This window comes from Herbaspirillum sp. WGmk3, from assembly GCF_023952535.1.
Taxonomy (GTDB): domain Bacteria; phylum Pseudomonadota; class Gammaproteobacteria; order Burkholderiales; family Burkholderiaceae_D; genus Herbaspirillum; species Herbaspirillum huttiense.
The window spans coordinates 626,063-641,062 of the sequence record NZ_JAKYWT010000003.1; the positions used below are offsets into that span (position 1 = coordinate 626,063).

Annotated in this window: 10 protein-coding genes; 2 read left to right on the forward strand and 8 right to left on the reverse strand. The window is 64.4% G+C overall.

Annotation, left to right across the window (positions count from 1 at the left end; translation table 11 throughout):
* Nucleotides 1-212: 212 nt before the first annotated feature.
* The 4 genes from MKD49_RS14795 to MKD49_RS14810 all read right to left on the reverse strand — a co-directional run bounded on the left by MKD49_RS14795 (nt 213) and on the right by MKD49_RS14810 (nt 5,546).
* Nucleotides 213-1,301 (reverse strand): ABC transporter ATP-binding protein, encoded by a 1,089-nt coding sequence (locus tag MKD49_RS14795; RefSeq protein ID WP_039783129.1) that lies wholly within the window; start codon nt 1,299-1,301, stop codon nt 213-215.
* Between the two features lie 73 nt (nt 1,302-1,374).
* A complete protein-coding gene (locus MKD49_RS14800) occupies nt 1,375-3,186 on the reverse strand; it encodes an iron ABC transporter permease (RefSeq protein WP_121041041.1) in 1,812 nt (603 codons plus the stop codon).
* Nucleotides 3,187-3,379: 193 nt separating this feature from the next.
* A complete protein-coding gene (locus MKD49_RS14805; protein WP_252696663.1) occupies nt 3,380-4,486 on the reverse strand; it encodes an ABC transporter substrate-binding protein in 1,107 nt (368 codons plus the stop codon).
* A 79-nt stretch (nt 4,487-4,565) separates the two neighbouring features.
* Complete coding sequence (locus tag MKD49_RS14810) at nt 4,566-5,546, reverse strand: tripartite tricarboxylate transporter substrate binding protein (RefSeq protein ID WP_121041045.1); 981 nt, start codon at nt 5,544-5,546, stop codon at nt 4,566-4,568.
* A 282-nt stretch (nt 5,547-5,828) separates the two neighbouring features.
* Between MKD49_RS14810 and MKD49_RS14815 the strand changes: the two genes are divergently transcribed.
* On the forward strand, nt 5,829-6,503 hold the full coding sequence (locus MKD49_RS14815) for a response regulator (protein WP_034331694.1): 675 nt from the start codon (nt 5,829-5,831) through the stop codon (nt 6,501-6,503).
* On the forward strand, nt 6,503-7,960 hold the full coding sequence (locus MKD49_RS14820; protein WP_252696664.1) for a sensor histidine kinase: 1,458 nt from the start codon (nt 6,503-6,505) through the stop codon (nt 7,958-7,960). The genes MKD49_RS14815 and MKD49_RS14820 overlap by 1 nt, the downstream gene beginning before the upstream one ends.
* 14 nt (nt 7,961-7,974) lie before the next feature.
* Here MKD49_RS14820 and MKD49_RS14825 read toward each other — a convergent pair whose 3' ends face one another.
* From MKD49_RS14825 to MKD49_RS14840, 4 genes are all read right to left on the reverse strand, one after another.
* Nucleotides 7,975-9,735: a methyl-accepting chemotaxis protein gene (locus tag MKD49_RS14825; protein WP_252696665.1), complete on the reverse strand. Its 1,761-nt coding sequence runs from the start codon at nt 9,733-9,735 to the stop codon at nt 7,975-7,977.
* Nucleotides 9,736-9,936: 201 nt separating this feature from the next.
* On the reverse strand, nt 9,937-11,697 hold the full coding sequence (locus MKD49_RS14830; RefSeq protein WP_252696666.1) for a methyl-accepting chemotaxis protein: 1,761 nt from the start codon (nt 11,695-11,697) through the stop codon (nt 9,937-9,939).
* Between the two features lie 240 nt (nt 11,698-11,937).
* On the reverse strand, nt 11,938-13,566 hold the full coding sequence (hutH, locus tag MKD49_RS14835; protein ID WP_204726845.1) for a histidine ammonia-lyase: 1,629 nt from the start codon (nt 13,564-13,566) through the stop codon (nt 11,938-11,940).
* A 39-nt stretch (nt 13,567-13,605) separates the two neighbouring features.
* Nucleotides 13,606-14,859 carry an allantoate amidohydrolase gene (locus MKD49_RS14840; RefSeq protein ID WP_252696667.1) on the reverse strand — a complete coding sequence of 418 codons (1,254 nt, stop codon included), beginning with the start codon at nt 14,857-14,859 and terminating at the stop codon, nt 13,606-13,608.
* Between the last annotated feature and the right edge of the window lie 141 nt (nt 14,860-15,000).

Consider the following 15,000-nt stretch of genomic DNA (forward strand, 5'->3'; position numbering starts at 1 on the left):
TCCTTGGTTGAAAGCGTTGGATGGCGTCGGCACGGCCGTGCCGTGCGACGTCTTCTGTTCATGCACCCGGTGTGCCCCTGATGGCTTTTCCGGGTGAGCGAGGCGATGGCGGGTAGCCTTGCTCGCTGGTTTTCATCGATGCGATGAAACGTCAAAAAACTAAGTTTTTCCGAACAGGAAACTTAGACATCCCGTTCGGCCACCTTAGTTTTTCAGAATGCCCACAAGGCCTGTTCCGGCAGCGACAGCCAGTATTCGCCCTGGTCCAGGCGCTGCGGTGCGTAAGCGCGCAGGCCGACCGAACCGGCCGGTCCGCCCTCGACCTTGAACAGGCATTCCCAGCGGTCGCCCAGGTACATGCAGGTCGAAAGCGGCAGGCGAATCGCATTGCCGGTCTGCTCACCCGCGATGCGCACCTGCTCGACCCGGATGATGCCGGTGAGCTGCTCGCCGGGCTTGGCATCCTCGCGTCCGCGCAGGGTCGCCACCGCCGTGCCGCCATCCAGCTTGACGGTCACGCGGTCGCCCTCGCGGCTGACCACCTCGGCGGCCAGCTTGTTGTTGCTGCCCATGAATTCGGCGGTGAACAGGGTATTGGGGGTCTGGTACATGCTCTGCGGCGTGCCCTGCTGTTCGATGCGGCCATTGTTGAGCAGCAGGATGCGGTCGGAGATGGCCATGGCCTCGCCCTGGTCGTGGGTCACCATCAGCGCCGACAGGCCCAGGCGCACGATCAGTTCGCGCAGGAAGGCGCGTGCTTCCTCGCGCAGCTTGGCGTCGAGGTTGGAGAGCGGTTCGTCCAGCAGGATCACCTGCGGGTTGTAGACCAGCGCACGGGCGATGGCCACGCGCTGCTGCTGGCCGCCGGAGAGCTGGTGCGGATAGCGTTCGCCCAGATGGCCCAGGCCCAGCTGCGACAGCACTTCCTTGACGCGCTTGGCGATCTCGGCCGAGGGGGTCTTGCGCAGCTTGAGGCCATAGGCGACGTTGTCGGCCACGGTCTTGTGCGGCCACAGCGCATAGGACTGGAACACCAGGCCCAGGTTGCGTTCTTCGGCCGGCATCTCGAAGTTGCGTGCGCCATCAAAAACGCGGCGGGTGCCGATGTCGATGGTGCCGGCCTTGGGCGATTCCAGCCCGGCCACGGCGCGCAGCAGCGTGGTCTTGCCGCTGCCGGAGGGACCCAGCAGCGCCACCACTTCGCCGCGCTGCAGTTGCATGGAAACACCCTTCAGGATGGGGTTGGCGGAGGCGCCGGTGCCATAGTCCAGGTGCAGGTCGTTGACGGAAAGTTCGGTCATGATGATTCCTCAGAATGCTCTTGCTGTATCGGGAGGCCGGCACCCCGGGTACCGGCCGTGCTTTCGGTGCAGGTCAGTCGTGCAGCTTGACGCCGAAGCGCAGCGCAATGCCCAGGCCCACGGCCACCAGCGTGATGTTGATGAAGGACAGCGCTGCCACCAGTTCCACCGCACCGGCGGCCCACATGGAGACGATCATCGAGCCGATCACCTCGGTACCGGGCGAGAGCAGGTAGACACCGGTGGAGTACTCGCGCTCGAAGATCAGGAACACCATCAGCCAGGCGCCCACCAGGCCGTAGCGCACCAGCGGAATGGTGACGTCACGCGTGACGCGGGAGCGCGAGGCACCGACCGCGCGGGCGGCTTCTTCCAGTTCCGGGCCGACTTGCAGCAGGGCGGTGTTGATCAGGCGCAGGCCGTAGGCCATCCACACCACCGAGTACGCTAGCCAGACCGAGAAGATGGTCGAACGCAGGCCGCGCAGGGCGGGAATGAAGCTGTCCACCAGCCACAGGGCGATGGGGTTGTCGATGCCCTTGAGGGCCGAGTCCAGCAGCGAGGGCACGAACAGGAACACCCACAGGAAGGACAGGCCGGCCAGCAGGCCCGGCACCGCACGCGGCACCAGCACGCTGTAGTCGAGGAAGCGGGTTACGCCATCCTGCTTGCGGTGCATGGCCAGGGCGATGGCGGTGTAGCAGGCCACGGCCAGGGCGCCGCCGATCACGCCGATCAGCACCGTGTTGATGATGCCGCGCACCAGCGACGGTTGATCCCACACGTTCAACAGGTTCTCGAAGGTCAGCACGTCCAGCAGGTTGACGCCATCGCCCCAGTGCGAAACGAAGGTGCGCAGGCCGATGCCCGAGAGCGGGATGATGACCGTGAACAGCAGCCAGCCGGCGATCAGAGTGAACGCCACCCAGCGCCACTTGCCCAGCGGCAGCGCCTTCTGGCGCGCGCCCTTGCCCTTGATGGCGACGAACTTGTTGGCCGAACGCAGCAGCCAGCGCTGCAGCATCACCAGCGGCATGGTCACTGCCACCAGGCACACGGCCACCGCTGCCATCAGGTGATACGACGGCGTGCCCAGCTTGTTGGTGAGCTTGTAGAGATAGGTCGGCAGCACCAGGTGGCCTTCCGGATCGCCCAGCACCAGTACCAGGCCGAACACTTCAAAGCCGAGGAAGAACACCAGCACGCCGGAGTAGGCCAGTGCCGGGGTAATCATCGGCAGCGAGACGTTGAGCGCGACCTGCAGCGGCGAGGCACCGGCCACGCGGGCCGCTTCTTCCACATCCGAACCCAGGCTGCGCAGGGCGGCCGAGGCATACAGGTAGACGTGCGGCACGTGGGTCAGGCCGGCGATGATGACGATGCTGGTGAAGGAATAGATGTTCCACGGATCGCCCTCGAAACCGAACACCGACAGCAGGTTCTTGACCCACACCGTGTAGAAGCCGACCGGTCCCATCGAGACCACGTAGCCGAAGCCGATCACCATGGGCGAGACGAAGATCGGCACCATCAGGGCGGGGGCGATGAAGCTGCGGCCCGGCAGGTCGGTACGCACCATCAGGAAGGCCAGCATGCCGCCCAGCGGGACGGCGATCAGCGCCAGGCCGGTGGCCAGCGTGAGGCCATTGACGAAGGCCTGGCGGAAGTCCGGGTCATCGAAGATGAAGCGGTAGGAATCGAAGGTCAGCGTCTTGACCGGCGCGAAGAACGGGGCCGACAGGAAGCTTTGATAGAAGATCAGCAGCAGCGGCACGAAGATGGCCAGGGCTGCCAGCAGCACGACCAGGCCGCGCGGCCAGTTCAGCCGGAAACGGCGGGTCGGCAGGGCTGGCTCGCTGCGCGGTAGCGTTGTGGTGGTTTGCATGGTGCGCCTCATGAGTGGGCAGATGGATCAGGACAGGCAGGGAAGCGGCCAGGGCCGCGCTCCGAAACAACGAACTTGCGCGGTGATGACAAACATCCCGTTCGGACTGAGTAGACCCGCAGGGTCGTATCGAAGGCGTGACGCCCTTGGCACTGCGGACTACCCGGCCCGTGACAGGATGAATCTAAAAAATTTACTTCTTGGTGGCTTCCTTCCACTGCTTCAGGAAGTCCAGGCGCTTCTTCTGATCCAGGTATTCCAGCAGTTCGGTCGAGACCGGCATGGGCTTGAGCGACGCTCCCAGCTGCCTGGTCAGTTCGGCCGAGGTGGTGGCACCGGTGACGTCGCCACGGATGGCGAACAGCTGCGCATCATTGGCGATGATGGTCTGGCCGCGCTTGGAGAGGATGTAGTCCACCCACAGCTTGGCGGCATTGAGGTTCTTGCCGGCCTTGTTGATGAAGATCACGCGCGAGAGCACCAGGTTGTAATCCTTGGTGAAGGCCACGCCGATGGACGGGTCCTTCTTGGCGCGCACCAGGGCGTAGGGGCCGAGGATGTTGTAGCCGATCAGGTTTTCACCCGAGGAGATGCGCTCGAGCATGGTGCCGGTCGAGGATTGCACGCGCGCAGCCACGCCGCCCATGGCCTTGGCGAAGTCCCAGAAATGCGGGTTGTGCTTCAGGTCATAGGTCATCAGGCTGAAACCGACGCCGGACTTCTCGATGTCGTAGGTGGTGACCTTGTTCTTGAATTTTTCCTGCTTGCTGACCAGCAGCTTGGTGAACTCGTCGTGGGTGGTCGGCACTTCGGCCTCGGTCACCAGGCGCTTGTTGTAGACGATGGCAGCGGGCTCGAAGGTGGTGCCGTAGGCAGTGTCCTTCCAGTTGGCCCAGGCCGGCACGGCGGCGGCTTCCGGTGACTTGTAGGCCACCGCATAGCCTTCGGAGGCCAGCTTGACCTGCAGGTCCATGGAGGAGGACCACATCACGTCAGCCGTGGCGCCACCGGCGGCGGCTTCGGAGATGAAGCGGTTGTAGGCTTCGGTGGAGTTCATGTCGTTGTACTCGACCTTCACGCCCGGATAGAGCGCACCGAAATCCTTGATCAGCGCTTCGGCCGCCTTGGAATCGGTGGTGCTGTAGATCACGACCTTGCCTTCCTTCTTGGCGCCGTCGATGACCTTGGCGTAATCGGCGGGATAGCCGGCGGGGGTGTCGGCATGGGCCACACCGCTGAAAGTGACGGGCAAAGCGAGGGCCAGGCCGAGCGCAATGCTCAGGCGACGTTTGTGCAACATGGATTCTCCTTGATGATGAAACGGACCTTGCGCCGGCCCGGCTGCAGAGCACGCCTGACGGCGTGTGCAACCTGGCTGATCAGCGCACCAGGCCCAACTCCTGGGACTGCCTGCGATAACGCGCAACGGTCTGCGCGATGTAATCCGAGAGCGGCTTGCCGGTCATGGCAAAGGGTTGCAAGCCACCGATACTGCGCTGGCGATCGAATTCGGGATCGGCCAGTACCCGGTCGAAATACCGGACCCAGCGCCGGTAGTCCGCCTCCGGCGCATGCGGGCTCATGTAGAAGCCGCGAATGATCGGCCACACCACCTCGTAACCCTGTTCGCGTGCGGTCGGTATTGCCTGCAGCGGGCCCGGCAGCCGTTGCTCGGACAGCACCGCCAGGATGCGCACCTTGCCGTCGGCCATGAAGTAGGCGGCTTCCGAGGTGTCGCCCGAAATCACCTGCACGTGCCCGGCCTGCAAGGCGGCAAACGAATCACCGCCGCCTTCCAGCGCCACGAAGCGGAACTGCCTCGGCGTAAAACCGGCTTGCTGTGCCAGCAGCGCCATCTTCAGCCAGTCCTGGCTGCCCACGGTCCCGGACAAACCCACGGTGACCGCCGACGGATCCTTGCGGATCGCTTCCAGCAACTGCTTCAGGTTGCGCCACGGCGCATCGCTACGTACCGCGATCATGCCGTGATCGATGCCGATCCCGGCCACCCAGCGCACGTCGCCTACATCGGCGGGGCCATACTTGCCTTGCGCCAGGCTCAGCAGCGAGCCGCCCGAAAACGCCACCAGCGTCTCCGGCCCACCGCGCCGCTGCGAGACCACCGAACTCCAGGCCACTGCCCCGATGCCGCCGGGCAAATACGCCACCTTGAAGTCCTGCTTGCCGCCCTCTTCCTGCATGGCCCGGCGCAACAGCTTGCACGAGGCGTCCATGCCGCCGCCCGGCTTGGCCGGGACGATGCACTCGGCCGCCAGCGCGCACGGCATCGCACAGGCCAGCAGACAGGCGGCCAGCAAGCGAACACAGTGGTGCCAACGATGCGAGCGGTCCGCCTTCATGGCGGTCAGCAGCAGAAACGGGAGGCGGGAAGAACGGTACGGACGGGTCCGGACCCAAGGGTGGTCATGATGTGTCTCCGGCTTGGATTTTTTGATATGGGCGCATCGTACAAGAAAAGCCTTTCAGCCGGCTTTCAGCGAAGCTGTCAGTGTGGGATCGATGCTACGCAGTTTCCACAATGGCCGGATGAGGACGTTTCAAAGGCGGCGGCCCATCTGTTAGCATCCGCGCTGGAGACAAGCCGTACCGCAACGTACAAGTAAAAGTAAAAGGGCCGCCGCATGCGCATCCTGCTGGTCGAAGACCATATCGAACTTTCCCGCTGGCTGTCCAAGGCCCTGCGCGACGCCCACCTGACGGTGGAGTGCGCGCACAACGGTGCCGACGCCGACAGCCTGCTGCTCACGCAAGACTATGCGCTGGTGATCCTCGACCTGACCCTGCCGCGCATGGATGGACTGGAAGTCCTCAAACGCATGCGTGCGCGCGGCAGCCGCACGCCGGTGCTGATCCTGACCGCACGCGGCGGCCTGGCTGACCGCGTCAGCGGCCTCAACCTGGGGGCCGATGACTATCTGGCCAAACCCTTCGAACTGGAAGAACTGGAAGCGCGCGTGAAGGCCCTGCTGCGCCGCTCGCAGAGCCAGGAAGCGGTGACCGTGGCCTGTGGTGCGCTGTGCTTCGATACGGTATCGCGCACCTTCACCTATCACGGCGAACTGCTGGCGCTGACCCCGCGCGAACACGCGGTGCTGGAAGTGCTGATCATGCGCCAGGGCCATACGGTCCCCAAGGACAAATTGTTCCAGCAGGTCTTTTCGCTGGATGACAATGCCAGCGTGGACGCCATCGAGATCTACATCCACCGCCTGCGCAAGAAGCTGGAACACGAGGGTGCCGGCCGCGTCGGCATCACCACCCTGCGCGGCCTGGGCTACCTGCTGCAGGCCGCGTAATGGCGCAGGCCACCCGCCGACTGGGCAACCTGCGCAGCCAGCTGGTGCGCTGGCTGCTGATTCCGCTGACGCTGCTGGTGGCGCTGGACGCGGTCTCGGTCTACTACAACGCGCTCGAAGTGGCCGACCTGGCCTATGACCGTTCGCTGCTGGCCTCCACCCGTGCGCTGGCCGAGCGGGTCTCCATCGTCAATGGCCATGTCACGGCCGACGTGCCCTACGTGGCGCTGGACAGCTTCGAGACCGATACCCTGGGCCGCATCTACTACAAGGTCACGGGCCTGAAAGGGGAACTGGTGTCCGGCTACGAAGACTTGCCGCCGGTCCCTGCCAACGTCAAGCGCTCGGAAGTCTATCCGGCCCTGGTGCGCTTCTACCAGGCCGACTATCACAACCAGCCCATCCGCATCGCCGCGCTGCTGCAGCCGGTGTATGACGACAGCATGCGCGGCATCGCCCTGATCCAGGTCGGCGAAACCATGGAGGGCCGCAACGGCATGACGCGCAAGATCCTGTTCGACACGCTGTGGCGCCAGGGCACGCTGGTGAGCGTGGCGGCGCTGCTGGTGTGGTTCGCGGTGCGCTTCGTGCTGCGTCCGGTGATGCAGCTCAAGGGCGAGGTGGAGTCGCGTGCGCCGACCGACCTGTCCGGTTTTGATCCGGCACTGGTACACAAGGAAATGCGCCCGCTGGTGCAGGCCATGAATGGCTACATGGGCCGGTTGCAGGCCCTCATCAGTGCGCAGCGGCGCTTCATCGCCGATGCCTCGCACCAGTTGCGTACGCCGCTGACGGTATTGAAGACCCAATCCGAACTGACCCTGCGCGAACTGCGCCGCACGCGGCTCGACCCGGCCGAGCTGCGCGAGCTGGTGGAGGGCATGGCCCGCACCACCGATTCCGCCGTACATCTGGCCAATCGCCTGCTGACCCTGGCACGCGCAGAACATGGCGCGGCCGAGGGCGGCACCATGCGCGTCTCGCTCACCGATGCCGCACGGCAGGTCGCGCTGGAGTTGTCGCAGCAGGCGGTGGCGCGGCGCATCGGGCTGGCCTTCGAGGAAGAGGGCGACGTCGGCATCGAAGCCAATGCCCTGCTGCTGCATGAACTGATGGTGAACCTGCTGGACAATGCGATCCGCTATACGCCCTTCGGCGGCCAGGTCACCTTGCGCGTGCGCGCCATGCGCCGTCCGGGGCAGCCGACTGCGGCCCTGCTGGAGGTGGAAGACAACGGCCCCGGCATCGCCGAGGCCGAGCGCGCAAAAGTGTTCGAACCCTTCTATCGCGCCGGGGCCACCCAGCACGTCAACCCGGGGGGTACCGGGCTGGGGCTGGCCATCGTGCGCGAGATCGCCGCCATGCACAGGGCCAGCGTCACGCTGGATGCCCCGGCGCAAGGCAGCGGGCTGGTGGTGCGCATCGCCTTTCCGGGTGGGGTCGAGCTGCGCGCCTGATCACCAGAGTTAGTTCAGAATTGTTCCCAATCCCCGTCACCGGCCGGCGGTGCCTTGCTGCTGGCCTTGGCAATGGCGGCGTTGGCGGCCGTCTTGGCCGGCAAGGCGGGGACCACGACGGCTGGCGCGGGCGGTGCGGCGGCGGGCTTCTGTGCCGCTGGCTTGGGAGCGGCGGGCTTGCTGGCCACCGGCTTGGCGTAGGCAGGCGCAGCCCCCATCGCCGCATGCTGGCTATCCAGCCGGAAGATGCTGACCGTCTCTGACAGGCGGTGCGATTGCTCCTGCAGGGATTGCGCAGCGGCCGCCGCTTCCTCGACCAGAGCGGCATTCTGCTGCGTGACTTCATCCATCTGCGCGATGGCGCGGTTGATCTGCTCGATGCCGGCGCTCTGCTCGTTGCTGGCGGCCGAGATCTCGCCGACCACGTCGGTGACGCGCCTGACGCTGGCCACCACTTCGCTCATGGTGCTGCCGGCCTGCTCCACCAGGCGGCTGCCGTTGTCCACCCGCGTCACCGAATCATCGATGAGGGCCTTGATCTCCTTGGCGGCCGATGCGCTGCGCTGGGCCAGGGTGCGCACTTCGGAGGCCACCACCGCGAAGCCGCGTCCCTGCTCGCCGGCACGGGCGGCTTCCACCGCCGCGTTCAGGGCCAGGATGTTGGTCTGGAAGGCGATGCCGTCAATGACGCTGATGATGTCGACGATCTTGCGGGAAGCATCATTGATCTCTCCCATGGTCTGCACCACCTGCCCCACCACGCTGCCGCCCTGCACCGCCACTTCAGAGGCGGTGGCGGCCAGGGTGTTGGCCTGGCGGGCGTTGTCGGCATTCTGCTTGACGGTGGAAGTCAGCTCTTCCATGGCCGAGGCGGTTTCTTCCAGCGAGCCGGCCTGCTCTTCGGTGCGCGAGGACAGGTCCAGGTTGCCGCTGGCGATTTCCTTCGACGCGGTGGTGATGGCATCGGTCCCCTGGCGGACCTGGGTGACGATGCGATGCAGGTTCTCGTTCATGGACTTCAGTGAGGCCAGCAGGGTGCCGGTCTCATCCTTGGTGGTGGCCTCGATGCGCACCGTCAGGTCGCCCTGCGCCACCGCGCCGGCGATGCTGACGGCCTGGTTGAGCGGACCCGTGATGGAGCGCGTGACCAGCCAGGCGGCAGCGACGCAGATCAGGATGGCCGCGCCCGAGAGCAGCAGCATGAGGCTGGTGGCGGAACTGGCGGTCTGTTTGCCCTGGACCACGCTCTCGTCCATCATGGTCTTCTGGTAGGCCACGAAGTCATCGAGCGCCTTGAGGTACTTGTCCTGGACGGGCACGACTTCCTTGAAGAGCAATTCGGTGCCCTCTTCCTTCTTGTTCTGCTTGATCAGTTCCCGCAGCTTGTCACGCGAGGGCGTGTAGGCATTGCGGGCATCCATGACCATCTTGAGCATGTCCTTGTCGCGCGGGCTGGTAAGCAGTTTCTCGATCTGCGCCAGCGCCTTGCCGGTCTTGGCGCTGAAGGACTGCCCTTGTTCCGTGTACTTCGCCGATTCCTCGGGCGTGCGGCCGAGCAAGGCATCGCGCAGGCTGCGTACGGCACCATTGACGTTGTCACTGATGTCACTGGCCAGGGCGATCTTCTGGTAACGGTCCTCGACGATCTCGGCGGTGGACTTCTCGACCCGGTTCAGGCTCTTGAGCGCGATCCCCGTGATCACGCACATCACCCCGATGAGCACGGCGAAGCAGACGGCCAGCCGGACACTGATCCTGATATCTTTGATGTTCATACTTACCCCCTTGTTGGCTGTGAAGACATGCATGTCTTTCTGTCAGCAAATTGTTGGCGGAATGCAACGCCGCACTGGATCGCCTGACGCATGAAAAAAGCGCCGGACAGCAGATGCTGAACGGCGCTTTTGGCCAATACTTGAGAAAACAGGGTGAGGTCCGGAAGACGGCCCCTGGCCCCTGAGCCTGCGATAGTTAGTTCAGAATTGTTCCCAATCCCCGTCATCGGCCGCCATGGCCTTGCTGCCGGCCTTGGCGCTGGCTGGCGCGGCCGGTTTTGCAGGCAGGGCCTTGGGTGCCGGCGCGGGTGCTGCCCCAGCGGCTTTGGCCGGTGCAGCAGGCGCGGCGGACGCCGGCTTGCTGCTGGCCTTGGGCGGCACCGGCTTGCGCGCGGGCTGCGCACGCGGCGTCTCATGGCTGCTGAGCTTGAAGATGCTCACCGTTTCCACCAGGCGGCCCGACTGTTCCTGCAAGGACTGGGCGGCGGCGGCGGCCTGTTCCACCAGGGCGGCATTTTGCTGGGTCACTTCGTCCATCTGCACGATGGCGTGATTGATCTGCTCGATGCCATCGCTCTGTTCGTTGCTCGCCGCCGAGATCTCGGCCACCACGTCGGTAACGCGGCGCACGCTGGCCACCACTTCGCTCATGGTGGCACCGGCCTGTTCCACCAGGCGGCTGCCGTTATCCACGCGGCTGACCGAATCATCGATGAGGGCCTTGATCTCCTTGGCCGCGGACGCACTGCGCTGGGCCAGGGTACGAACTTCGGAAGCCACCACCGCAAAACCGCGTCCCTGCTCACCGGCACGGGCCGCTTCCACGGCGGCGTTCAGGGCCAGGATATTGGTCTGGAAGGCGATGCCATCGATGACGCTGATGATGTCGACAATCTTGCGCGAGGCTTCGTTGATCTCGCCCATGGTCTGCACCACCTGGCCCACCACGCTGCCACCCTGCACTGCCACTTCGGAGGCGGTGGCGGCCAGGCTGTTGGCCTGGCGGGCGTTGTCGGCATTCTGCTTGACGGTGGAGGTCAGTTCTTCCATCGCCGAGGCGGTCTCTTCCAGCGCCCCGGCCTGTTCTTCGGTGCGGGACGACAGGTCCAGGTTGCCGCTGGCGATTTCGGAGGAAGCGGTATTGATGGTGTCGCTGCCGGTCCGTACCTCGCTGACGATGCGGTGCAGGTTCTGGTTCATGGCCTTGAGCGAAGCCAGCAGCTTGCCGGTTTCGTCCCGGGTGGTCTCGCCGATCTGTATCGTCAGGTCGCCTTGCGCCACGGCGCTGGCCACGTCCACCGCTTCATTGAGCGGCCGCGTGATGGAGCGCGTGACCCACCAGGCTGCCAGCACGCACAGCAGAATGGCCACGGCCGACAGTTCCAGCATCAGGGCGATGGCCGAATCGCTGGTCTGCTGGCCTTCAGCCACGCTTTCATCCATCAGCGTTCTCTGGAAGGCGACGAAGTCGTTGAGGACGTCGAAGTAGCGGTCCTGCTTGGGAATGACTTCATTGAAGAGCACTTCGGTGGCCTCTTCCTTCTTCTGCTGAAGGATCAGCTCACGCAGTTTGTCGCGCGACGTGCTGTAGGCGGCACGCGCGTCCTGGATGGCCTTGAACAATTCCTTGCCGCGCGGCGTGCTGATCAGTTTTTCGATCTGGTTCATGGACTCGGTGGTCTTGGCGCTGTTGGCCGCACCGCGGTCGAGATAGCGCTTGGCCTCCTCGGGGTTGCGTCCCAGCATGGCATTGCGCAGGTTGCGCGCGGCCGAATTGACGTTCTCGCGGATCTCCATCACCAACGCGATCTTCACGTAGCGGTCCTCGACAACAATGCGCGAAGCCTTGCTGATGCTGTGCAGGCTCTGCATCCCTACGCCCGCGATCAGGCACATGACCGCGACCAGGATGCCGAAGCAGGCCGCCAGTCGTGCGCTGATCTTGATGTTCTTGATGTTCATTCGTGTTCCTCGATGGAGTGTGAGAGTGCTGGTGAGCGCAGTCTGGCTGCGGGCGCGTCATCCAGCCATCAGGGATATCCTGATGCGCGCAGACAACACGCAACATGTGATTGCCGCAAGGCAATCCCATTGGCGCTGCCCCCAAATGAAAAAAGCTGCCGTTCAATCTTCTTGAACGTCAGCTTTTTGTCAGACTTGAGCCTGCGGGGTCAAATTCTCATGGCTCGGCTCGCATTTACTTCACACGAACGTCCCGATGGCCGCGATCACCGCCTCCCGCACCGACCCGCTGACCACGAAGCCATGCGCAGCCTGCACGTCGTCGTGGAACCAGCGATCGCCATCCAGGCAGGCCGGGATCTGGCGGCGGATCTCGTCATAGGCCACCTGCGTACCCTGCCCCAGCTTGAAGTCCTTGAGCAAGTCCTCGGTCATGGTCAGCGCCTGCGCCGCCAGCAACATTTCCACGCCGACGATGTATTGCGTGTTCTGCACCACCGTCATCGCCTTGCGGGCGCACCAGGTCGAGTTGGAGATGTGATCCTCGCTGTTGCCCTTGGAGGGGATGCTGTCGACGCTGCCGGGCATGCACAGGGTACGGTTTTCCATCACCAGCGAACTCATGGAACACTGCACCACCGGATAGCCGGTGTTGACGCCGCGCACGCCGCTCATCAGGTTGCGCGGCAGTCCCCACGACAAGGTCGGATCGATCAGACGCGCAATGCGGCGTTCGCAGATGCTGCCCAGATCGGTGATGGCCATGGCCAGCAAGTCCATCGCCTGCGCCAGATACTGGCCGTGGAAGTTGCCGCCGGAAATGATTTCGAAACCTTCGCCGTCTTCCTTGTTGAAGATCAGCGGATTGTCGGTAGCGGAGTTGGTCTCTTTCTCGATGATGGTATCGATGTAGTCGAGTGCATCGAATACCGGACCATACACTTGCGGTGCGCAACGCAGCGAGTACACATCCTGGATGCGCGCGGTGTAGGGGATATCGGTGCGGCGCAATTCATCGGGCAATTGCACGGCGCGCGCTTCATGCGTGGTACGGGTGGAGCCCTTGAGCAGCGTGCGGATGACTTCTGCCGTCTTGATCTGGCCCGCATGCGGACGCGCCTGCTGGATACGCGGATCGAAGGCCGACATCTCGGCCCGCATCGCTTCCAGCGTCAGCCCGAGCGACAGGCAGGCATCGGTCAGTAGATGGCGCGCATCGTGCGCGGCGAGGATGGCGACCGCCAGCGAAGCGGTGCAGCCATTGATGAGGGCCGAGGCATCCTTGGCCTTAAGATCAAATTTGACCGAACCTATCCCGGCTTGCTCGATGGCCTGCGTCGCGCGCATGCGCTGGCCCTGATACATCACTTCGGCTTCATCAAACCCGGCAATGGCCGCCGCCAGGTAAGCCAGTGGCGCGAGATCGCCGGAAGCGCCGACCGATCCCTTCTGCGGCATGATCGGATGGATACCGGCATTGATGAAGGCCAGCAGGCGATCCACCACTTCCACGCGCGGCGCGGAATAATTCGATGCAAACGCATTGGCTCGCAGCAGCATGGTGGCGCGGCTGACTTCTTCCGAGAACGGCTCGCCGATACCCGCGCTGTGCGCACGAATCAGCTGGGTCTGGAACAGCTCGATATGCTCGACCTTGATGCGGGTGTCCTTGAGCAAACCGACGCCGGTATTGAAGCTGTACATCATGGGCGCTTCATCGTGCATCCAGGTGCTTTCGATGTAGTCGCGGCTTTGCTTGAGGGCCGTTCGCGAAGACTCGGCCAGCGCCACTTTCAGGTGAGGTGCGCGGGCCACGCTGACGACTTGCGCAGCGGTGAGGTTGAATCCGTCGATGGTGATGGTGGACATGGAGACTCCGTAATCTTTCAGTAAAAAGCCTGAGCGCGCTCAGGGCTGGAATTGTTCGACCAGATGGCGGAAGACCTGCGCAGCGATGCAGGCGTCCTCGGTGCTCATGGTCTCGTCGGGGTGATGGCTGATGCCGCCGTTGCCACAGCGCACGAACAGCATGGCCACCTCGCCCAGCGGTGCCATGGCCATGGCATCGTGCCCGGCCCCGGAAGGCAGGTGGCGCACCGGCCAGCCAGCCGTCTCGATGGCTCGCGCCAAGGCCGCCTGCAGGCGCGGCGCGCAGGGCACGCTGGCCGCCTCATGGGTCTGGCGCAAATCGATCCCGACCTGGCGCCGCGCGGCAATGCGCTCGATCTCGGCGCGCACGTCGGCCACCGCCGCCAGACGGTCTGCATCCTCCTCGGCGCGGATGTCGATGGAAAAACTGGCCAGCCCCGGCACCACATTGGCCGCGCCCTGCACCACTTCCAGGATGCCCATGGTGCCCACCAGCCCCGGCTTGATGCCGCAGCGCCGTTCGATGTAAAGCCCGATCTCGGCTGCTGCCATCGCCGCATCGCGGCGCAGGTGCATGGGCACCGTGCCGGCATGCCCGGCCAGGCCGCGCACCTCGGCCATGAAGCGGCTGGCCCCGGAAATCGCGGTGACCACGCCCACCGGCAAGCCCTCGTTGAGCAACAGCGGGCCCTGTTCGATGTGCACCTCGACAAACGCCGCCACGGAAGCGGGCGACCACGCATCCCCTGCAATCCCAGCCGGATCCAGTCCGGCAGCCTGGATCGCCTGGCGCATGCTGATGCCCTCGCCATCCACGTTTTCCAGCACGGCCTGGTCGAAGGTGCCGGCCACGGTGCGGCTGCCCAGCAGGGTGGCCTTGAAGCGCACGCCCTCTTCCTCGGCAAAGCCGATCACCTCGATGGGAAACGCAAAACGCCTGCCCGCACGATGCCATTGGGCAATGCAGGCCAGCGGCAGCACGATGCCCAGGTTGCCGTCGTACTTGCCGGCATTGCGCACGGTATCGAAGTGCGAACCGGTCACCAGCGCCGGACGATGCGCATGTCCTGGCGCGGCCTCGTAGCGGCCGATCACATTGCCGGCGTTGTCGCGCCGCACGCGCAGGCCGGATTGCTCCATCCAGTGCGTCAACTCGGCGGCGGCAGCCTGGTGCGTGGGGGTGAGATAGGTCCGGGTCAGCATGCCGGGGGCTTCACTGTGCTGCGCCAGCAGCTCGGCCCACTGCATCGCTTGCTGGCCGGCCTGCTGGCTGGACAGGTCCATGGCGTTCATCGCGTCTCCTCTGCTCGACCGGCTCCGGGATGGAGCGGGACTCGAAAATTTTCGTGTTTTTTATTGTATTCAAAAATTGTATGCAATATAGTGATCTCGCGCCACCGCGACAAAAAAGATCACCTGCGTTGGCAACATTTC